Genomic DNA, 237 nt, shown 5'->3' with positions numbered 1-237 from the left:
CGAGTACGGCAACGGTGTCGCGATCTTCACCCGTGACGGCGATGCCGCCCGCGACTTCGCGGCACGCGTCGAGGTCGGGATGGTCGGCGTGAACGTCCCGATCCCCGTCCCGATCGCCTACTACACGTTCGGCGGCTGGAAGCGCAGCGGCTTCGGCGACCTCAACCAGCACGGCACCGACGCCTTCCGCTTCTACACGAAGACCAAGACGGTGACGAGTCGACCTCCGCTGCCGAC

At 67.5% G+C, this 237-nt stretch carries 1 protein-coding gene; it reads left to right on the top strand.

Going from position 1 to position 237, the window contains the following annotated elements:
- On the top strand, window positions 1-237 hold a 237-nt coding region (locus tag SB753_RS41245), incomplete at both ends, for an aldehyde dehydrogenase family protein (RefSeq protein WP_410805709.1).

The organism is Paraburkholderia sp. SIMBA_053 (genome assembly GCF_046534895.1).
Classification (GTDB): Bacteria; Pseudomonadota; Gammaproteobacteria; order Burkholderiales; family Burkholderiaceae; genus Paraburkholderia; species Paraburkholderia caledonica.
The sequence above is the reverse complement of the archived record's forward strand: the minus strand, read 5'-3'. Positions and strand labels throughout refer to the sequence as shown.